18 protein-coding genes are annotated in these 19,615 nt (G+C 69.6%); 7 read left to right on the forward strand and 11 right to left on the reverse strand.

Features of this window, described 5'->3' with window-relative positions; genetic code table 11:
- The first annotated feature begins 70 nt into the window (after nt 1-70).
- Nucleotides 71-562, forward strand: coding sequence for an Lrp/AsnC family transcriptional regulator (locus tag FEI13_RS09530; protein WP_138181308.1), 492 nt, complete (start codon nt 71-73; stop codon nt 560-562).
- 48 nt (nt 563-610) lie between these two features.
- Here the strand turns inward: FEI13_RS09530 and FEI13_RS09535 are convergent, their stop codons facing one another.
- From FEI13_RS09535 to FEI13_RS09580, 10 genes are read right to left on the reverse strand one after another with little or no spacing between them, the layout of a single operon-like run.
- On the reverse strand, nt 611-1,108 hold the full coding sequence (locus FEI13_RS09535; protein ID WP_158294535.1) for a hydrogenase maturation protease: 498 nt from the start codon (nt 1,106-1,108) through the stop codon (nt 611-613).
- Between the two features lie 28 nt (nt 1,109-1,136).
- Nucleotides 1,137-2,468: a Ni/Fe hydrogenase subunit alpha gene (locus FEI13_RS09540; RefSeq protein WP_138181310.1), complete on the reverse strand. Its 1,332-nt coding sequence runs from the start codon at nt 2,466-2,468 to the stop codon at nt 1,137-1,139.
- Nucleotides 2,465-3,286 carry an NADH-quinone oxidoreductase subunit B family protein gene (locus tag FEI13_RS09545; RefSeq protein ID WP_138181311.1) on the reverse strand — a complete coding sequence of 274 codons (822 nt, stop codon included), beginning with the start codon at nt 3,284-3,286 and terminating at the stop codon, nt 2,465-2,467. The genes FEI13_RS09540 and FEI13_RS09545 overlap by 4 nt, the downstream gene beginning before the upstream one ends.
- A 2-nt stretch (nt 3,287-3,288) precedes the next feature.
- Nucleotides 3,289-4,122 (reverse strand): FAD/NAD(P)-binding protein, encoded by an 834-nt coding sequence (locus FEI13_RS09550; protein ID WP_138181312.1) that lies wholly within the window; start codon nt 4,120-4,122, stop codon nt 3,289-3,291.
- Nucleotides 4,119-5,237 (reverse strand): 4Fe-4S dicluster domain-containing protein, encoded by a 1,119-nt coding sequence (locus tag FEI13_RS09555; protein ID WP_138181313.1) that lies wholly within the window; start codon nt 5,235-5,237, stop codon nt 4,119-4,121. The genes FEI13_RS09550 and FEI13_RS09555 overlap by 4 nt, the downstream gene beginning before the upstream one ends.
- Nucleotides 5,238-5,285: 48 nt before the next feature.
- Nucleotides 5,286-6,311, reverse strand: a complete 1,026-nt coding sequence (gene hypE, locus FEI13_RS09560; protein ID WP_204758392.1) for a hydrogenase expression/formation protein HypE — start codon at nt 6,309-6,311, stop codon at nt 5,286-5,288.
- A 22-nt stretch (nt 6,312-6,333) separates the two neighbouring features.
- Nucleotides 6,334-9,858 (reverse strand): carbamoyltransferase HypF, encoded by a 3,525-nt coding sequence (hypF, locus tag FEI13_RS09565; protein WP_204758393.1) that lies wholly within the window; start codon nt 9,856-9,858, stop codon nt 6,334-6,336.
- Complete coding sequence (gene hypB / locus FEI13_RS09570; protein WP_204758394.1) at nt 9,858-10,685, reverse strand: hydrogenase nickel incorporation protein HypB; 828 nt, start codon at nt 10,683-10,685, stop codon at nt 9,858-9,860. The genes hypF and hypB overlap by 1 nt, the downstream gene beginning before the upstream one ends.
- A 13-nt stretch (nt 10,686-10,698) precedes the next feature.
- Nucleotides 10,699-11,073 carry a hydrogenase maturation nickel metallochaperone HypA/HybF gene (locus FEI13_RS09575; protein WP_138181315.1) on the reverse strand — a complete coding sequence of 125 codons (375 nt, stop codon included), beginning with the start codon at nt 11,071-11,073 and terminating at the stop codon, nt 10,699-10,701.
- On the reverse strand, nt 11,066-11,323 hold the full coding sequence (locus FEI13_RS09580; protein WP_138181316.1) for a HypC/HybG/HupF family hydrogenase formation chaperone: 258 nt from the start codon (nt 11,321-11,323) through the stop codon (nt 11,066-11,068). Before FEI13_RS09580 ends, FEI13_RS09575 begins: the two co-directional genes overlap by 8 nt.
- A gap of 246 nt (nt 11,324-11,569) precedes the next feature.
- Between FEI13_RS09580 and dbpA the strand changes: the two genes are divergently transcribed.
- From dbpA to FEI13_RS09605, 5 genes are all read left to right on the forward strand, one after another.
- Complete coding sequence (dbpA, locus tag FEI13_RS09585; RefSeq protein WP_138181317.1) at nt 11,570-12,964, forward strand: ATP-dependent RNA helicase DbpA; 1,395 nt, start codon at nt 11,570-11,572, stop codon at nt 12,962-12,964.
- Between the two features lie 65 nt (nt 12,965-13,029).
- The gene (locus FEI13_RS09590) at nt 13,030-13,932 is read left to right on the forward strand and encodes a PA4780 family RIO1-like protein kinase (RefSeq protein WP_138181318.1); all 903 of its coding nucleotides are present in this window, start codon (nt 13,030-13,032) and stop codon (nt 13,930-13,932) included.
- A 158-nt stretch (nt 13,933-14,090) separates the two neighbouring features.
- Nucleotides 14,091-16,076 (forward strand): putative bifunctional diguanylate cyclase/phosphodiesterase, encoded by a 1,986-nt coding sequence (locus tag FEI13_RS09595; RefSeq protein ID WP_138181319.1) that lies wholly within the window; start codon nt 14,091-14,093, stop codon nt 16,074-16,076.
- Between the two features lie 146 nt (nt 16,077-16,222).
- The gene (locus FEI13_RS09600; protein ID WP_138181320.1) at nt 16,223-16,663 is read left to right on the forward strand and encodes a DUF4399 domain-containing protein; all 441 of its coding nucleotides are present in this window, start codon (nt 16,223-16,225) and stop codon (nt 16,661-16,663) included.
- Between the two features lie 190 nt (nt 16,664-16,853).
- Nucleotides 16,854-17,405 carry a hypothetical protein gene (locus FEI13_RS09605; RefSeq protein ID WP_204758395.1) on the forward strand — a complete coding sequence of 184 codons (552 nt, stop codon included), beginning with the start codon at nt 16,854-16,856 and terminating at the stop codon, nt 17,403-17,405.
- 120 nt (nt 17,406-17,525) lie between these two features.
- Here the strand turns inward: FEI13_RS09605 and FEI13_RS09610 are convergent, their stop codons facing one another.
- Nucleotides 17,526-18,254: a YebC/PmpR family DNA-binding transcriptional regulator gene (locus FEI13_RS09610; protein WP_138181321.1), complete on the reverse strand. Its 729-nt coding sequence runs from the start codon at nt 18,252-18,254 to the stop codon at nt 17,526-17,528.
- 148 nt (nt 18,255-18,402) lie between these two features.
- Here FEI13_RS09610 and FEI13_RS09615 point away from each other — a divergent pair, with 148 nt between their 5' ends.
- Nucleotides 18,403-19,593 carry a M24 family metallopeptidase gene (locus FEI13_RS09615; RefSeq protein ID WP_138181390.1) on the forward strand — a complete coding sequence of 397 codons (1,191 nt, stop codon included), beginning with the start codon at nt 18,403-18,405 and terminating at the stop codon, nt 19,591-19,593.
- Nucleotides 19,594-19,615 lie beyond the last annotated feature (22 nt).

The following is a 19,615-nucleotide window of genomic DNA, read 5'->3' on the forward strand; positions in this document are numbered from 1 at the left end:
TGCGAAGTCGGCCAGGAAAGCGGATAAAATTGGCAGAAAATGCCAATGAAGAAAATTGAGGTGAATGTTCATGCCAAACACTCGGCTGGATGCCATCGACCGGCGCATCCTGGCGGCACTGCAGCGTGACGCCCGGCTGAGCAACGTGCAGCTGGCCGAGGAGGTGAACCTCTCGCCCTCGCCCTGCCTGCGACGGGTGCGCCAGCTGGAGGCGGCGGGGCTGATCCGTGGCTATCACGCCGAGCTGGACCGCGGCGGGGTGGGCCTCGGCCTCACTGTCTTCGTCGGGGTCAAGGTGGAGCGCCACCACGAGGCCGAGGCCAACGCCTTCCGCGAGGCGGTCGTGGCGCTGCCGGAGGTGGTCTCCGCCCACCTGGTGTCGGGGGAGTCGGACTTCCTGCTGCAGGTGGTGGTGGCGGACCTGGCGGCCTACGAGCGCTTCCTGACCGGGACCCTGCTGCGCCTGCCGGGCGTCAGCGACATCCGCAGCAACTTCGCCATCCAGACCGTCAAGGAGCACGGCCCACTGCCGCTCACACGGCCCGGGGGCGAGGGCCGATAGCCGCTGCCCGTCGGTCGACGCCCCTGAGGCCCGCCCTGGTCCGGGACCCTAGCCGGCATCGAGCCAGCCCAGGACCGCCGCGTGCAGTCGCCGGGCCTGCGCCTCGTCGAGCCCGGGTGCCGTCATCTCGCGGCCAGGCATGTCGTGGCCTGCTTCTGCCGGCATCTCGATGCCGATGATCCGGATGCCCGCCCGGAAGAGCCCCAGGGCCTCGACCAGCGCCAGGGTACTGGCCAGGTCGAGGCCATGTGATGACAGCCGCGCGGCGGCCGTAGGGAGCTCCGCCGGCGCAAAGACCTTGAGGGTGCCGGGCGGCCCCTGGCCCCGCATGGCGTCGACCAGCAGCAGGCGGTCGCGTGGCGTCACCGCGTGCAGGAAGAGGTCGACGGGCTGGTCGAGTCGCGCGACCGTGAGGTCATCGCGCTCGCGTAATGCATCGCCCAGCCACTCGACGGCGAGCCAGCCCAGCCGGTCCCCGCCATGGGGTGAGCCGAGCCCGAAGAGATAGGCATGGCCCCCGGGCCGGCCATCTGCGGCGTTCGTCACGGCCGCGCCCGGGGCATTCCCGCGTGGCTTATTTTCGCAGGACATTTTTTCGCAAGTCATTTTCTCGCAAGACACGGAAGTCCAGGAAGTGGGTGGCGCAGGAGATGCAGGGGTCGTAATTGCGGATCACCATCTCGCCGTGAAGCCGCAGGGCGTCGTCGTCACGCTCCAGGCCGAAGCGCGTGAGGCTCGCCGCGAGGTCCTCCTCCATCCGCGCCTGGTTCTGGCTGGTCGGGGGGACGATGCGGGCCTCGACGACCCGGGCCTGATCGTCCAGCGCATAGCGGTGCCAGAGGATGCCGCGGGGGGCCTCGGTGCAGCCCACGCCGCCGCCGGCCCGGGCGGGCGCCTCGGCATGGGGCTCGGCGGCGGGGTCGTAGTCCTCGGTGAGGCGCAGCGCCTCGGCGAGGGCGACATGCATCTCCACCGCCCGGGCGACGATGCTGTGGAACATGTTGCGGCTGGGAAAGCGCACGCCGAGGTCGTCGAGCAGCTGTCGCAGCGCCTCGGGCAGCCGGTCGAGGTTGTTGTTGAGCCGGGCCAGCGGCCCGACCAGGTAGGGATGGCCGTCGAGCTGGGCGTGCAGGGCGGTGGAGTGGGGCACCTGGAACTCGCGAAAGTGCTGCTCGAAGTCGGCCGGGGCGATGTCGAGCCCCTGGTCGGAGACGATCCGGCCCTCAGTGATGGGGTAGTCGTGGTCATGGCGCAACGAGACGGAGACGAACGCCTGGTCGTCCTCGGGCAGCGGCAGGCCGGCGACCCAGGTGATCAGCTCGCGTGCCTCCTCGAGGCCTTCCGCCAGGTGCTGTCGAAGGGCCTCGATGGCCGCCGTGTCGGGGGCATGGAAGAAGCCGCCCGGACAGATGCCGACCGGGTGCACCGAGCGGCCGCCGAAGGTGCGGATGATCTCGTTGCCGAGCCCCTGGAGCCGCAGGCCACGGCGCACCTCGTCCGGGTAGTCCCTGGCCATCGCCGGGGCGCTCTCAAAGCCGAGGAAGTCGGGGGCGGCCAGCAGGTGGATGTGCAGGCTGTGGCTCTGCAGCCACTCGCCGCAGTACATCACCCGGCGCATCGCCTCCACCCAGGGGCTGGGCGTGACGCCGAGGATCGACTCGAGCGCGGTCACCGCGCTCATCTGGTAGGCCACGGGGCAGATGCCGCAGATGCGGGCCACGCTGTCGATCACGTCCTGGGTGCTGCGGCCCTCGAGCAGCTTCTCGAACAGCCGGGGCGGCTCGAAGATGCGCAGCGTCAGCGCCTCGATCCGGCCCGCCGCGATGCGGATGTCCAGGGCGCCCTCGCCCTCGACCCGTGCCAGGATGGGCACATGGATCTCGCCGGTTCGCGTGTCGTGACTCATCCCTGCTCCTCCTCGCGGCCCTGACGCGTGATGACCCGTGCCTGCCAGTCCAGGCCCTCACGCCGGAACGGTTCGGCATGGCCGTTGATGAACAGCAGGCGCCGGGCGACCTCGTCGGCCGGCATGCCGGTATCGGCCAGGTGGCTGGCCAGTGCCGAGACGTTGGCCTGCACGGCGGGCCCGTAGCAGGCGTAGCAGTCCCGCTGCCAGCGGGGGCAGATCGCGCCGCAGCCGGTGCTGGTGACCGGGCCCATGCAGGGCCGGCCCTGGGCGACCATCACGCACACCGCCTGCTGGCGCTTGCACTCCATGCACACCGCACTGTGGTCGACCCGGGGCAGGTGGCCGGCCAGCAGCGACTTGGTGGCGTCGAGCACCTGTTCGCCGCTGACCGGGCAGCCCCAGAGCTCCAGGTCGACCTTGACGCTCTCGGCAATCGGGGTCGAGTCGGCGAGCAGGTCGATATGCTCGGGCTTTGCATAGACCCCGGATACCCACTCGTCGGCGTCGTGGAGGTTGCGCAGTGCCTGGATGCCGCCGGCGGTGGCGCAGGCGCCGATGGTGACCAGGTAGCGACTGCGCTGGCGGATGCCGTGCAGGCGCGCGGCGTCCTGGGAGGTGGCCACGCTGCCCTCGATGAAGGCGACGTCGACCTCGGCCTCCTCGTCGATCGGCCCGGCCTCGGCGAAGTGCAGGATGTCGACGGTCTCGGCCAGGGTCAGCAGGGGCTCGCCCAGGTTGAGGAAGGCCAGCTGGCAGCCGTCGCAGGAGCTGAACTTGTGCACGGCGATGCGTGGGCGGCGGGTCGCGGTGGTCATGGTCAGACTCCCCTGTGCGACAGGTAGGGCGCCAGTTCCCGGCAGGTGAAGACCGGGCCGTCACGGCACACGAACTTGGGCCCCAGCTGGCAGCGGCCGCAGGAGCCGATGGCGCAGTGCATGTTGCGCTCCATGCTGAGCCAGATCCGCTCTTCCGGCACCTCGCGCTCGCGCATCGCCTTGATCACCGCCCGCATCATGCCCTCGGGGCCGCAGATGAAGACCGAGCAGCGCGCCGAGTCGAAGTCGATGCGCTCGAAGAACTGGGTCACCGGGCCGGTATGCCAGGGCCAGAACGTATCGCCGGTGTCGGCGGTCAGGTAGACCTCGACGTCCGGGTGACGGCGCCAGGCGGCGTAGCGATCGCGCCAGATCAGGTCGTTGGAGTGCTTCACTCCCTGGATGATATGCATCCGGCCGTAGCGTCCGCGCCGGTGCAGGACGTACTCGATCAGCGAGACCGACGGGGCGCAGCCCAGGCCGCCGGTGACGATCACCAGGTCGGTACCCTCGGCCTCCTCCGTGGGCCAGCCGCGACCATAGGGGCCGCGCAGGCCGAGCCGGTCACCGACCTCGAGCCGCCCCAGGTTGCGGGTGACCGAGCCGACCTTGCGGATGGTGTGGTCGATCATCGCCCGCTCGTCGGGGTCGGAGACGATGGAGATCGGCACCTCGCCCATGCCCGGCAGGTAGAGCATGTTGAACTGGCCCATCGTGAAGCGGTAGGCGGCCTGCACCTCGGGGTCGGTGAAGCGCAGCTGCAGGCTGAACATGTCCGGGGTCTCATCCCTGCGGCCGACGACCTCGGCCTCGTGGGGCACCAGCGCGCTGGTCATGGCGGGTTCTCCCCGTCGGGGGCCTTAGAAAGCGCCTCCAATTCCTCGGTCACGTCGATGCCCACCGGGCACCAGGCGATGCAGCGGCCGCAGCCCACGCAGCCGCTGCGGCCGTACTGCTCCACCCAGGTGCCGAACTTGTGGGTCAGCCACTGCCGATAGCGCTGGGGCCGCTCGGCGCGGATGACGGTGCCATGGATATAGCTGTGGTCGGGGTCGAAGCAGCTGCCCCACTGCCGGCCGTGCTCGGACGTCTTCCCGTCCAGCGAGAGTTCGTCGAGGTGGGTCTGGCAGAAGCAGGTAGGGCAGACCGCGGTGCAGTTGCCGCAGGTCAGGCAGCGGTCGTTGAGGCTCTGCCAGTGCGGGTGGGCGACGGCCGCCTGCAGCATCTCCGGCAGCGATCCCTCGGGCAGGCCGCGCGTCTGCTGGCGGGTGGCACGCTCGACCCCGGCTTCCACCTGCTCGAGCTGGTCATGGCTTGCCAGGGTCGTCTCCAGGGTGTCGAGGATGGCCTGGCCCTCCTGGGTGTGGGCCTCCACCACGAAGCCGTCGTCGAGTTCCGAGAGCGCCAGGTCGAAGCCGTGCTGTGCCCGCGGGCCATCCCCGGTGGCGGTACAGAAGCAGGTGGCCGCGGAGCGCATGCAGTTGACGGCGACCAGGAAGAGGTTCTGGCGTCGCTCGCGGTAGTGCGGGTCCGGGTGGGCGTCATGCAGGAAGTGGCGGTCATGGACCGCCAGCGCCGCGAGGTCGCAGGCGCGTACGCCGATGACCGCCGTCGGCTGGGCCTCGGGGGGCTGCTCGCGGAACACCAGGCGGCCGTCGGGCTGTCGCTCGCTTCGCCACAGGGTCTCGCGAGGGGCAAAGGTCAGCGGCTTGATCGCCTGCGGGCCCGTGGCCCAGTCGAAGATGCGTCCGGAATCCGTGCGCTCGAGCCGGTAGTGGCCGGGGGCCTGGTCATCGATGATCCCGACAGGCAGCTGCTCCACCGTCGCGAGGGGCTCGAAGAGGATGGCATGGTCGCGCACCCGGGGCCCGATGACCTCATAGCCCGCCTCCACCAGCCGGTCGATGAGTGACTGGAGGCGCTCGCGGGCGAGAAAGTGCCGTACCTTCATGGTGCCGTGTCCCCTTCAACGATCGTCAGGTGGGCGGCGCTGCCTCGCTCAGCAGATGCGCGGCAGCGGGTCGTCCTCGAGCTCCTGCAGGAGGCGCTCGCCGCCCCACTCGTTGACCAGCAGCAGCCGGTCGTGGTGCGGGTCGAGTGCGCCGATCCGCTGCGCCCCTCGCCCCTGCGGCAGCGCCTGCCAGCGGCTCAGGGCCTCGTCGGCCTCGTCCTCGGCCACGATGGCGACCACCCGCCCCTCGCAGGCGATGTACAGAGGGTCATAGCCCAGCATGTCGCAGGCGCTGCGCACGGCGCCGCGGATCGGTAGTCGCGCCTCCTCGAGGGTCACCCCCAGGCTCGTGGCGTGGATCACCTCGTGGAGCACCGTCGCCAGGCCGCCGCGGGTCGGGTCACGCAGGAAGCGCAGGCCGGAAAGGTCCAGCAGCGCCCGGGTCAGGGGCAGCACGCTGGCGCTGTCGGAGGCCAGCGTGCCGCTCAGGCCGAACTCCTCGCGGGCCAGCATCACGGCAATGCCATGGTCCCCTACCGGCCCGCTGACCAGCACCGCGTCGCCGGGGCGGATGCCGCCGGCGCCGAGCGTCAGGTCGCGCGGGCGCAGGCCGATCCCGGAGATCCCGAAGTAGGCGCCGCCGCAGAGGCCGCGCGGCAGCACCTTGGTGTCGCCGGCCACCACCTGGACATCGCAGGCCCGGGCCGCCGCGGCGAGGCTCTCGACGATGCGCTCGAGGTCCTCAAGCGGCAGCCCCTCCTCGAGGAAGGCGTTGAGGCTAAGGTAGCGCGGGGTGGCGCCGGCGACGGCGAGGTCGTTGACGGTGCCGTGCACGGCGAGGCTGCCGATGTCGCCCCCGGCGAAGAACAGCGGCTGTACGGTAACTCCGTCGCTGGTGAAGACCAGCGCCTGGTCGTCCGTGGCCGGGGGCAGCACGGCGGCATCGGCGAGGGGCGCCAGCCAGGGGTTACCCAGGTGGCGGACGAAGACCGATTCGATCAGCTGGCGCATGAGGCGTCCGCCGTTGCCATGGGCCAGGGTGATGGTGGCCGTCTCGACTCCGGGCTGTGTCACTCACGTCTCCTCGTCATGGCGGCTATTCGTTGCATGCCAAGGCCTCGATGACCTGGCCGACGCTGATGGCGGCGTCGTTGCAGGGCAGCCGCTCATGCAGCAGTACCGTGAAGCCGTCGCCTGTCAGTGTCGCCACTGCCGCCTCGGTCAGGCGACGGTTCTGGAACACGCCCCCGGTCAGGCCGAGGGTCGTCACCCCCGAGGTGGCCCGGGCCACCTCGGCCTGGTGCCGCAGCACCCGGACGAGGGTGGCATGGAAATCCGCGGCGCGCCGGCTCGGGGCGAGGCGGGCATCCGTGAGGTGGCGGATCAGCGGGCGCCAGTCACAGCGTAGCACCCCATCCGGATCGCGATGGTGGGGAAGCTCGAGGCCCTGGCCGTCGCCATTGGCCAGGGCCTCGAGGCGCATGGCGGCTTCGGCCTCGTGGCTGACTCGGCGCATCGGCAGCAGCAGCGCCGCGGCGGCATCGAAGAGCCGGCCCGCGGCGGAGCAGGGCGTCGCGTTGAGGCGCCGCTCCCAGATCCCTCGCAGCAGGCCGAGTTCGTCGCCGGAGGCTGGGACGTCCGGTGTCGCCAGGCCGCTCTGCCAGCACAGCGTGACGGCCAGGCGCCAGGGCTCGCGGATGGCCGCCTCGCCGCCGGGCAGGGCGAAGGGGGCGAAGGAGGCGACATGCCGCCAGTGGCCGGGTCGCCCGAGCAGCGCCTCGCCACCCCACAGGCTGCCGTCCGGGCCCAGGCCGGTGCCGTCCCAGGTGAAGACCAGGGTCGGCTCCTGGAAGCGGCCGTGCTCCGCGCAGAGCGCGGCGGCATGGGCGTGATGGTGGACGATAGCCTGGCGGGGCAGGCCGCTCTCCCCGGCCCAGCGGCTGCCGTGATAGCCGGGGTGGGCGTCGTGGAGGAGTCGCTCGGGGTGCACGCCGTAGAGCCTTGAGAGGGTCGTGACCTGGCGGTCGAAGGCGCGCTGGGCGGCGAGGCTCGAGAGATCGCCGATATGTGGCGACAGCACCAGCCGCCTCTCCCAGGCGAGGCAGATCGTGGCTTTCTGGTGGGCGCCCACGGCGAGCAGGGGCTGAGACGCTGGCAAGGTCAGCCGATCCGGCAACTCGAGCTCCAGGGGGGCGCCGCCGCGCCCCAGGCGCAGCGGACGCGCCCGGCCGGCGATGGGCCGCCTCACGCCATCGTCGATGCCCTGCAGGATGGGGCGGTCGTGATGCAGAAAGGCGTCGGCGACCCGGGCGAGGCGCGCCTCGGCCACCTCGGGGTCGGTAACGAGGGGCTCCCCGGCGAGGTTGGCCGAGGTGGCAACCAGCGGGCGCCCCAGGGCCTCCAGCAGCAGGTGATGCAGGGGCGCATAGGGCAGCAGGGCACCCACCTCGTCGAGCCCGGGGGCAATCCCGTCGGCCAGGCCGTGACCGGGTCGCAGAGGAACCAGCACGATCGGACGCTCATCTGAGAGCAGAGCCGCGGCGGCCGCCGGGTCGACCCGGGCGTGCTCGCGCACGGCGTCCAGGCCGTCCTCGCCCCTCCAGGGGAACATCACGGCGAGCGGCTTGTGGGGCCGGTGCTTGCGCTCGCGCAGGGTCGCCACCGCCGCCGCCCGGCCGGCGTCCACCATCAGGTGGTAGCCGCCGACGCCCTTCACGGCCACGACCCGCCCGGCATCGAGGGCCGCGACGGCGGCCGCCAGCGCCTCCTCGGGTTCCGTGAGCGTGCGCTCGTCCTCCGCGACGCCCTCTACGAAACCCTCTATGAACGTCAGGCGGGGCCCGCACCGGGGGCAGCCGATCGACTGGGCGTGGCAGCGTCGGCTCTGCGGATCGTCGTACTCCGTCTGGCAGGCCGGGCAGAGCGGGAACGCCTTGAGGCCGGTGCGCGCGCGATCGTAGGGCAGCCGTTCGATCACGCTGTAGCGCGGGCCGCACTGGTCGCAGTGGGTGAAGGGGTAGCGGTAGTGGCGATCCTCGGGGTCGCGCATCTCCGCCAGGCAGGCCGGGCAGACCGGGGTGTCCAGCGGCAGGTGGACCGGGCCCGCGGGCTCCTCCTCGCCGTCGCTTGGCCGAATCACGAATGATGGCATCCGCGCCGCTTCGATCGTCTCGCGGCAGGTGATGCGCGGGCTCGCCAGGCGCGGGGCCTCCCCGAGCAGGGCGTGCTCGAACGTGGCCAGCCGCTCGGCGCTTCCCTGGGCCTCGATCACTACCGCGCCGCCGCGGTTGCGCACCTCGCCGGCGAGGCCCAGCCGGCTGGCTAGTCGCTGGACGAAGGGCCGGAACCCCACGCCCTGAACCACGCCGGACAGCACCCAGCGTCGCGCTTCCTGGTTGGGTGTTGGCTCGGCTGGAGCCGTCTCGATCGGGACGGTCTTGTCCGGGTCCTTCTCATCCTGGGCTGTCTCACTAGGGGCAGCGTCGACGGAGGTGGTAGCGATCCGCCGAACGCTCGAGTCCTCGCCCGAGCGGACGCCGCTCGCCCACCAGATTCGGCAGGCGCCCTCGTCGGAGACCATACAGGGGCCCACTGGCTGATCCGGCGTACAGGCGCGGCCGTAGAGCCGGCACTCCGGCGGCCGAATCCGGCCCAGCACCACTGCGGCACAGTCGCAGCCGGGGGGCATCTCGCCGCGGCGTGCGTAGGCGGCCTCGAACACCTCGGGAAACTGCCGGCGGGCGTCGCGGTGGGCCAGGGCCTCCGTACAGCCGTAGCCCGAGTCGGGCAGGGGGCCGATGCCGCGCCACTCGGCGTCGGTGACCTCGAACAGCTCGCCCATCAGCGCCTGTGCCCGTCGGTTGCCGGCGGCGGTGACGCACTGCGGATAGGCGTTGTCGAGCCGTGCGGCCCCGTCGAGCGCCTGCCGGAGTACTGCATGCAGGCCCGCCAGGATCAGGCCGGGGGTGAAGCCGGCCACGGCGGTGGGCAAGGCGTGTGCCTCGGCCACGAAGCGCCACTGCTCGGCGCCCATGATGGTGGCGACATGTCCCGGGGCGATCAGCGCATCGAAGCCGGCACTGCCGTCCTTGAGCAGGTGGGCGATGGCCGGCCAGGTCTGGCGGGCGCTGAGTAGCAGCAGCAGGTTGTCCGGCAGGTCGGCGCGCGAGAAGAGCGCGGCGAGGGGAGCGGTGGTCGTCTCGAAGCCGGCGGCGAAGAAGACCACCCGCTTGTCGGGATGTTGGCGGGCCAGGGCCAGCACCTCGCCCGGGGAGGCGACCGGCACCACCTGGCCGCCGATGGCCCGGGCCGCCTGCAGGGAGCGGGGCTCCCGCTTCGGGGCATTGCAGGGTACGCGCACCATGTCGCCGAAGGTGGCGACGATGACATCGTGCGTGAGGCTGAGGGTCACCGCGGCATGGATATCCTCTTCGGGGCAGACGCAGACGGGGCAGCCCGGCCCGGGGATCAGCTCCAGGTAGTCGGGCAAGACCTTGCGCAGGCCGGCATGGGTAATGGTGCGCTCGTGGCCGCCGCAGACGTTCATGATCCGCAGGCGGCCCGAGAGGGGCCGGGGCAGGGCGCGTATCCGCGACAGCCAGTCGCCGGGAGAGGGTGTCATCATGGCTCGGGCGATGCCAGGTTGCCGAGAAAAGAGGGGCCTGGATGGTTAGGGCCGGGGCGCGTCAGCAGGCCCTCGTCTCCGGGCGCCGCCGGGTGAAAGACTCGCCGTCGCCGCTCGGCCAGCCCTGTCTCGAGCCACGCGAGCCAGGCATCGAGCGGGCCCGTCTTACTGCTCATCGCCAGCACCGGGGCGGTGGAGGCGAGCCGTCGCATATGCTCCGCCACCGCCGCGACGTTGAAGTCGTCGAGCACCGGCAAGAGGTCGGTCTTGGTGACCAGCACCAGGTCGCTTGCGCGGAACATGACCGGGTACTTGAGCGGCTTGTCGTCGCCCTCCGGGGTCGAGAGCAGGGTGACGCTGGCATGCTGGCCCAGGTCGAAGCTCGCGGGACAGACCAGGTTGCCGACGTTTTCGATGAACAGGATGTCCAGCGCGTCCAGCGCCAGCGCATGGGCGGCGCGGTGCACCATGGTCGCGTCCAGGTGGCAGGCGCTGCCGGTGGTGATCTGCACCGTCGGCACCCCCTTGGCGCGAATGCGTCGGGCATCGTTCTCGGTCTCCAGGTCGCCCTCGATCACCGCCAACCGGTAGCGGCCGCCCAGCGCCTCGATGGTGGCCTCCAGCAGACGCGTCTTGCCGGCGCCGGGGGAGGACATCAGGTTGACGACCAGCAGCCCGGCGCGGTCGAAGTGCGCGCGGTTATGACGCGCGGCCGCGTCGTTGTGGGCCTTGAGGCCCTCGAGCACCGCCACGGTGTGAACGTCTCGCTCGTTCGTTTCTGGACGAAGGTGGTCGGGCAGGGCGCAGCCGCAGGTCTGGCACACGATGGGGCTCCTTTTAGCTTGGCGGGACTAGCGGCTCGGTTGACGCCGAGGCGAGGTCGACGCTGACCAGCAGCAGCTCGTCGCCGCCGATCAGTCGAGTCTGCCAGTGGCCGCAGTGGGGGCAGGTCAGGTCGTTGACGCGGGCCTCGGCCTCCTGTGCGCAGCGGGGGCAGTGCACCCGCACCGGCGAGGTCGCCATCTCCAGTCGTGCGCCCTCGGCGGGGGTGTCGTGGCTGGCCAGCGGGAAGGCTTCGCGCATCAGCTCGACCTCGACGCCGGAGAGCGGTCCGATGCGCAGGCAGACGCGGCGAATGCTCGGTGCGCCATGCTCGGCCGCGACTCGGCTGGCCTGGCGAATCAGCGACCGACAGAGGCTCAACTCATGCACGTCCCTGGGCTCCCTGTTTATCCGTGTCGCCGGCGGCATCCATCTCGTCGATCAGCTGCCAGGTCGCCAGGGCATCGTCGGGCTCCAGGCGTTGCAAGGCATAGCCGACGTGCACGATGACGAAGTCGCCCACGGCGAGGGGCTGGTCCTGGACCAGCATCAGGTCGATGTCGCGCTCGATGCCGCGGGAGGCCGCGCGCGCCGTGTCGCCGTCGAGGCGGGTGATCTGCATGGGAATGGCCAGGCACATGGTCGGTGGTTTGCTCCCTGGTCGGCGGGCGTGTGCGAGGCGCCCACGCTCCGATCCTGCCGGTGCTCTTGTATGTCACTGTAGAAGACCGGGCGTGCTTCTACCGGCCTGGTCACTTGCGGGCGATGGGCGGCACTTTCTGCTATGCTGGCCGACTTTCATCCTCGCTCCTGTGACCCCGGGCAGGCGGCGTCCGCCGTCATCGCGCCCCGTCACGCCGCCCGCTTTTTCCTGCAGGTCTATTACGTGTCTGATTCCTCTGCCGATTTCGCCGCGCTGCCGCTGGCGTCGGAACTGCTGTCCAACCTCGCTACGCTGGGCTATCGCACCATGACGCCGATCCAGGCCGAGAGCCTGCCGCCGATGCTGGCGGGACGCGACGTGATCGCCCGGGCGAAGACCGGCTCGGGCAAGACCGTGGCCTTCGGCCTGGGGCTGCTCTCGCGGCTGTCCCTCGCGTCCTCTCGGGTACAGGGGCTGGTGCTCTGCCCGACCCGGGAGCTCGCCGACCAGGTGGCCGGTGAGCTGCGCCGCCTGGCGCGCAGCCTGCCCAACGTCAAGGTGCTGACCCTGTGCGGCGGCGCGCCCCTGGGGCCGCAGCGCGCCTCGCTGGAGCACGGCGCGCACCTCGTCGTCGGCACCCCGGGGCGGGTGGAGGAACACCTGCGCAAGGGCGCGCTCGACCTCTCCGGGCTCGAGACCCTGGTGCTGGACGAGGCCGATCGCATGCTCGACATGGGCTTTCAGGCCGCCATGGAGGCGATCATCGCCGAGACCCCGGCGCGCCGTCAGCTGTTGCTGTTCAGCGCCACCTATGCCGAGGCCATCCGGCCCATCGCCGAGCGGCTGATGCGCGAGCCGGTCACGGTGGAGGTCGACGAGCCCCACGACGACACCACTATCCGCCAGCACTTCTACCGGATCGCCGACGAGTCGGCCCGCTTCGAGGCGCTGCGCCGCCTGCTGCTGCACGTGAGGCCCGTCTCCAGCGTGGTGTTCTGCAACACCAAGCGCGAGACCGACGAGGTCGCCGAGGCCCTGAACGACGCGAGCTTCAGCGCCCTGGCGCTGCATGGCGACCTGGAGCAGCGCGACCGCGATCGGCTGCTGGTGCTGTTCGCCAACGGCAGCGCCTCGATTCTGGTGGCCACCGACGTGGCCGCCCGTGGGCTCGACATCGCGTCGCTGGACGCGGTGTTCAACTATCGCATCGCCCGCGAACTCGAGGTGCACGTCCACCGCATCGGGCGCACCGGCCGTGCCGGCGGCTCCGGGGTGGCCTGTACCCTGGTGTCCGAGCAGGAGGAGTACCGGCTGGCGCGACTCGCCGACTTCCTCGGCGAGACCCTCGCCACGGAGCCGCTGCCCTCCCGTGCGGTGCTGGAGCGCTCGCCCCTCACGCCGGCCATGGCGACGCTGGAGCTCGGCGGCGGCAAGAAGCAGAAGGTGCGACCCGGCGACATCCTCGGCGCCCTGACCGGTGAGGGCGGGATCGCCGGCGACCAGGTGGGCAAGATCAAGGTGCTGGCCAACAGCGCCTACGTGGCCGTGCGTCGCGACGTCGTCGGCGCGGCCCTCGACCAGCTGGCCAACGGCAAGCTCAAGGGACGCAGCTTCCGGGCCCGTCGCATCCGCCGCTGACCGATCCTGCAATGCGATTCGCCCGGGGCATACCCAGCCGCCGGGTTCTATGCCAACGTGGTGACATGAAGATACCCAAGAGATTACAGCCGCTGGTCGAGGATGGCCTGATCGACGAGGTCGAAGGCCAGCTGATGAGCGGCAAGGAAGCCCAGGTGTTCGTGGTGCGCTCCCACGGCGAACGGCGCTGCGCCAAGGTCTTCAAGGAGGCCAAGCAGCGCAGCTTCAAGCAGGCCGTGCAGTACCAGGAGGGGCGCCGCGAGCGCAACAGCCGCCGCTCCCGGGCCATGGCCAAGAAGACCCGCTACGGTCAGAAGGAGCAGGAGCAGGCCTGGCTCAACGCCGAGGTCGATGCCCTCTACCGGCTGGCGGCCGCCGACGTGCGGGTGCCCAAGCCCTTCGGTTTCATCGACGGCGTGCTGCTGATGGAGATGATCACCGATGCCGAAGGGCTGACTGCCCCGCGACTGGACGACGTGACCCTCACGGCCGATGAGGCCCGGGCCCACTACGCCAAGGTGATCGGCGATGTGGTGCGCATGCTCTGCGCCGGCCTGATCCATGGCGATCTTTCCGAGTTCAACGTGCTGCTCGCCGCCGATGGCCCGGTGATCATCGACCTGCCCCAGGCGGTGGATGCCGCGGGCAACAACAGCGCCGCCTGGATGTTCGAGCGCGACGTCGACAACATGCGCCGCTACTTCGGCCGCTTCGCCCCGGAGCTGCTGGCGACCGACTATGGCAAGGAGATCTGGTCGCTCTATGAGGCCGGTGATCTGCACCCGGAGAGCCAGCTGACCGGCTGCTTCGAGCACGACACCCGGGAGGTCGACGTGGACGACCTGATGACCGTGATCGACGACGTGCGCGAGGAGGAGGAAGAGCGGCGGGCCCTGCTCGGCGGCGACCGGGACGCCGGCGTGGCCGAGGCCGCAGCCGACTGGCGGGCCGCCCACGACGAGCGGTAAGGCGCATTTCGGATGCGATTTTGACTGCCGGGCGAGGACGTGATATTCACGGTTATTCGAACCATCAAACAATAATTCGGTCGATTCATTTCTTGTGGTTCTTATCAAGCGGGATCGAATCGATTGAGTGACATGGCCTAGTCGTGTAAGGATCTCCCGTGTCAGTTGCCACTCACTGCCAGTCTCATGATCATGTCGTCCAGTTCTACGAGGACGACGCCTTTCTCGCCGAGGTCGTGGCCGATTATCTCAAGGCCGGTGCCGAGGCCGGAGAACACCTGCTGGTGTTGTTGACGGCCCCCCACCTGGCGGCCGTGCTGGAGCGGCTGGAGGCGTCGGGCCTAGATACCGACGCGGCCCTGGCCAGCGGGCAACTGGTCACCTGTGATGCGCAGACGGTGCTGCAGGCCATCATGCGGGATGGCATGCCGGATGAGACCCTGTTCGAACAACATCTTCTCGACGACATCGCGGCCCGGGCGCCCCTGCCCACTCGTGCCTTCGGCGAACTGGTCAACCTGCTGTGCGCGGAGGGTAATCACGAGGCGGCAGTGCGTCTCGAAGCCTTCTGGCACTCGGCCTGTCAGCATATGCCGCTGACCCTGCTGTGCAGCTATGCCCTACGGCATTTTGACGATGCCCAAGACGCCTTCGAGTCCATCTGCGATCACCACTCCCATGTGCTGCCCGCCGAACGCTACAGCCGTCTGGCGCCGAGTCAGCAGTTGCGCGAGGTTTCCCGACTACAACAGCAAGCCCTGGCACTGCGCCGCGAACACGCGTCTCGCCTGCAGGCAGAGGCCACGCTGGAGGCGGCCCAGGCATCAAGCAACGCCATGTTGATGGACCTGGCCGATCATGCCCTCCACGATGGAGTGACCGGCCTGACGACCCGTCACTATGCCCAGCAGCGACTGGCGGCCCTGATCACCGATCCCCCCGGCCCCCTGGGCAAGGTCGCGGTGCTGCATATCGACATCGACCAGCTCAAGGCAATCAACGATTCGCTGGGGCTGGAAATGGGCGATTACTTCCTGCATGAGTCCGCGCAGCGTATCAAGCGCTGCCTCGGCAGCGATGCCGTTGTCAGCCGGCTCAGCAGTGACGAGATGGTGGCGGTGCTGTCTGGCTTCGCGCGCACAGAGGCGTTGTGGCCGATCATCGAGCGCCTACTTGACTGGACCAGCATGCCCGTAGAGCTCGATGGCCAGCAGGTCTTCACGAGCTGCTGCATCGGCCTCAGCCTGTTTCCCGACCATGGGGAAACCGTCCAGGCGTTGATGCGTCACGCCAACCTGGCTCGGCGCCGTGCCCAGCAGCTCGGGCGTCGCCGCTACCAGCTCTTCTCACCGGCGCTGCTCGAGGACATGGATCCGGCCCCCCTTGCGCTGCTTTCCGCCCTGCGCGAGGCCCTGCCCCGCGGGGAGCTCGAGCTGCATTTTCGTCCCTTGATCTGTGCGCGCGGCGGCCAGGTCGTGGCCGTGTCGGTACATCCCCGTTGGCACTCGAGTCGCTTCGGCGATATCGGGCAGGCGCGCTGGATGGCGGCCGCCGAGGCGGCCGGTGAGATCGCCCCCATCGATCGCTGGCTGCTCTCGAACGCCTGTCGTCATGCCCGTGCCTGGTTCGATGCGGGTGTCGAGTTGCGCGTGGTGGTACAAGTGTCGAGCACCGAACTGCTGGGTGAGCTGGTCGAGCAGGTCGAGGAGGCCCTGTCACGCAGCGGGCTGCCGAGCAAGGTGCTGGAACTCGAGCTGGCCGAGAGCGTGCTGATGCGCACTCCTCGGCGCAGCGAAGACATCCTCGAGAAGCTGAATGCACTGGGGGTGAGGTTGACCCTCGACCCATTCGGCAACGGCCAGCCGCTTCTCGGGCAGTTCAAGAACGGCTGTCCCTTCGATAGCCTCAAGATCCATGAGCGGTATATCGCTGGCTGCCTGGACAATCCCCAGCATCAGGCGATCATCCGTTCCGTCATCGTCCTGGCCCAGGCGCTCGGCATGGCGGTCGTTGCCAGTGGGGTGACGAACCGTGCCCAGGCCGATTATCTGCGCCATCAAGGCTGTGACTTCCTGGAAGGCAGTCTCTGGTCGCGGATGGAGTATCGCGATACCGCGGTCCAAGGCATCGGGCAAGGGGGCTAATTGGGAGTCCCATGCCACGGCGGGCTCCATATTCGTCCAGGCTTAGCTACGCTGGGGAGGTGGGTAATCCTTCGGGACGGGCCTGCTAGGTGCTGAGGTGACACGCCGTCATCGCGACCTTTCATCATGCGACAAGGAGAGGAGCAATGAACATGCGGATCTGTGGCCTGGCGCTGGGGCTTCTGGGCGGTGCCATTCTGGCTGCCCCGGCCCTGGCCCAGATGGAACGCGCCTCGGCCCCGGAGGGCACCGAGGTCTACTTCATCTCGCCTCAGACGGGGGCGACAGTCGAGAGCCCCGTCACCGTACGCATGGGCCTCTCGGGCATGGGCGTGGCACCCGCCGGGACCGAGCGCGAGGGCACCGGCCATCATCACCTGCTGGTCGACACGCCGCTGGACGAGGTGGACCTCGACCAGCCGCTGCCGGCCAACGAGGCCATGCGCCACTTCGGCGGGGGGCAGACCGAGGTCGATCTCGAGCTCGAGTCAGGGGAGCACACCCTGCAGCTGCTGTTCATGGATGCCAGCCACATGAGCTTCGACCCGCCGGTGACCTCCGAGGCCATCACCATCACGGTGGAGTGATCCACCGCCGTCAGGCGCATATCAAGAACGTCAGGCGCCTGACGGGCCTTCCTCCCGGGCGCCTGACGTTCTCGTTGAGCATGCCTGATGCTCGCGACGGATTTTACCTCCTCCCGCTGGCCGATGCGGGCCTTCTCCGCTGTACTGAAGCCGAGTGTTCGAGTGGGCACATGACGGCGAGGTAGCGACAATGAAGCACCTGTATGGCGGTATGACACCCAGGGTCTGCACGGGCCTGGTCGCGCTGCTGGCGTGCCTGGCCGGGAGCGGGGTGGCCCTGGCCGACCAGGCGATGATCGATGATGCTCTGGCGGCGGCCTCGCCGGGCCTGGCGGAAGGCGCCAGGGTGGTCGACTGGGAAGGCAACGTGCTGAAGGAGGGCTCGATCGGCTATACCTGCATGCCGACGCCACCGAGCCTGACCGGGACCGCGCCGATGTGCCTCGACGAGGCCTGGATGCAGTGGGCGCAGGCCTGGCAGAGCAAGGAGCCGTTCGAGGCCGAGTCGATGGGCATCGCCTATATGCTGGCCGGCGACGAGGGGGCGAGCAATGTCGATCCCTATGCCGAGGGACCCACGGACGACAACGAGTGGATCGAGGAGGGGCCGCACCTGATGCTGATCGCCCCGGCGGCGCTGCTCGAAGCCTACCCGACCGACCCGGACAACGGCGGCCCCTATGTGATGTGGAAGGGTACCGATTACCAGCACCTGATGGTGCCCGTCGGGGCGCGTGACTGAGCGTCCCCGGACATCGCCGTGCATGACCCGCCACGGCATGGCGTGACCTCCATGCACCTCAAGTACAACGGCCGGCCCTGAGGGCCGGCCGTTTGCGGAGTGCGGCAGGGGGAGGCCGCGTTACGCCTGGCCCTCAACCTCGGCGCTGTGGAAGACGTTCTGCACGTCGTCCAGGTCGTTCAGGGTGTCCATCAGCTTCTCGAACATCGCCACGTCGTCGCCCTCGACCGGGGTCATGGTCTGGGGCACGAACTGGATCTCGTCGACCTCGAAGTCGAGCTCGCCGAAGGCGTCGATCAGCGCCTGCTTGGCCTTGGCGTACTCGGTGTGGGGCGCGAAGACGGTGATGCGTCCCGATTCGTTCTCGATGTCGGTGACGTCGACATCGGCCTCCATCAGCGTCTCGAGGGTAGCCTCCTCGTCATCGCCCTTGAAGGCGAGGATGGCGCAGTGATCGAACATGTGGCTGACGCTGCCCGGGGTGCCGAGCTTGCCCTTGGCCTTGGTGAAGCAGGCGCGCACGTCGCCGAAGGTCCGGTTCGGGTTGTCGGTCAGGCATTCGACGATGACCATGCAGTTGCCCGGCCCGAAGCCCTCGTAGCGGGCCGACGAGAAATCCTCGCCGCCGACGCCGCTGGCCTTGTCCAGGGCCTTGTCGATGACGTGGGATGGCACCTGGTCCTTCTTGGCGCGCTCGATCAGACCGCGTAGGGCCAGGTTGCCGGCGGGGTCGATGCCGCCCTGCTTGGCGCAGACGTAGATCTCGCGACCGTACTTGCTGTACACCTTGGTCTTGGCGTCGGCCGTCTTGGCCATGGATTCCTTGCGGTTCTGGAAGGCCCTGCCCATTGCATTGTCCTATGGCGTCGAAATTCGTGGCTGGATTCTACGAAACCGATGCGGACGGTAACAGGGATATTTTGCGCATCGTGCCTCCGTCGTGACGGCCGTCATGGCTACACTGCCAGTGACCCCGCCCGCCCTGGAGCCTCACCGGATGGACCACCACGCCTACCGCCATGCCCTGGCCGAGTACCTCGCCGAGCGCGAGCTGCCCTTTGCCCCCGAGGAGTTCGACACCCGTCGCCACCGCGTGCGACAGGCCATGCGCGTCGCCGGGCTCGAGGCGCTGCTGCTCACCGACCCCGCCGACATCTTCTACCTGACGGGCTATCACACCTTCGAGGTCTCGGTGTACACCTGCCTGGTGGTCTCGGCGGACCGGCTGGTGCTGCAGGTGCCCTCCATCGAGACCGGCCCGGCGGTGGTCACCGCCACGGTGGACGAGATCCTGGGCTATCGCTGGGAGGGCATCGAGGAGGTGATCGCGCCGCTGACCGAGATCCTCGCCCCCTACCATGCCATCGGCCTGGACCTCTTCGGGGCCGGACTGCGCCATGGCGTCATTCGCGCCCTGCAGGCCCGCCTCGGGGTCGAGCGCTTCCGCGACGACGGTGGTGAGTTGCTCGACCGCCTGCGCATCGTCAAGACGCCGGCGGAGCTCGACTGCCTGCGCGAGAGCGCGCGGATCACCGCCGCCGGCCTGCGGGCGGCCATCGAGGTCATCGCGCCCGGGGTCACCGACAACGACGTCGCGGCGGAGGGCAGCCGGGCGCTGCTGGCGGCCGGCAGCGAGTTCATGAGCCTGCAGCCCATCGTCACCACCGGCCGGCGCATCAGCGTCATCCACGTCAACCACAAGCGGCACGTGATCGCCGCGGACGAGCCGGTGTTCCTGGAGTTCGGCTCCGCCTACCACCGCTACACCGCGCCGATGATGCGCACCGCCGTGGCCGGCCGGGCCAGCGCCGAGATGCAGGCGCTGCGCGACGTCTGCCGCGACATGTATGAGACGCTGATCGCCACCATGCGCCCCGGCCGCTCCTTCGACGCGGCGGCCCGGGCCGCCGAGGCGGTGCTGGCGCCCCATGCCGAGCGCGTGTTCTTCTCGGGGGTGTTCGGCTATGCGGTGGGCGCCCAGTTCCCGCCGAGCTGGGTCGAGGGCACCGGCTACATCGCCCGCGGCCAGCATCGCGAGTTCGCCGCCGACATGGTCTTCCACCTGCCGCTCTGCCTGCGCCTGCCGGGGCAGTGGGGCATCGGCCTGAGCGACACCGTGCGGGTCACCCCCGAGGGGGGGCAGCCGCTCACCGACAACGACTGGCAGCTGGCCGAGCGTCCCGGCTGAGCAGGGGCCTCGCCGTCAGTGG

This window comes from Halomonas urmiana, from assembly GCF_005780185.1.
GTDB classification, from domain to species: domain Bacteria; phylum Pseudomonadota; class Gammaproteobacteria; order Pseudomonadales; family Halomonadaceae; genus Halomonas; species Halomonas urmiana.